Below are 258 nucleotides of genomic sequence, written 5' to 3'. Positions count from 1 at the left end.
TCGGATGGGTAAACTACTTCAGAATCGCAAACATGAAAAAAGTGACGAATCGAATAGATGAAAAGCTGCGTTCAAGAATCAGGGTAATCATCTGGAAGCAATGGAAGGTTTCTAAGAAACAAATCAAATCGCTCATTCAACTAGGAATTCCGAAGGAAGAAGCGAAAGGATTAACTTTCTGTCGAAAAGGCTACCGATATATAGGATTATCGAAAGTTGTTCATAGAGCAATTTCAAACAAAAGACTAAAGCAGAGGG

At 38.0% G+C, this 258-nt stretch carries 1 pseudogene; it reads left to right on the top strand.

What is annotated here, in order from left to right:
* Positions 1-32: 32 nt before the first annotated feature.
* Positions 33-258: pseudogene (locus tag V7014_RS08345) on the top strand (group II intron reverse transcriptase/maturase); the annotation flags it as partial.

The sequence above is a fragment of the Bacillus sp. JJ722 genome (genome assembly GCF_036963345.1).
Classification (GTDB): Bacteria; Bacillota; Bacilli; order Bacillales; family DSM-1321; genus Bacillus_AD.
The sequence above is the reverse complement of the archived record's forward strand: the minus strand, read 5'-3'. Positions and strand labels throughout refer to the sequence as shown.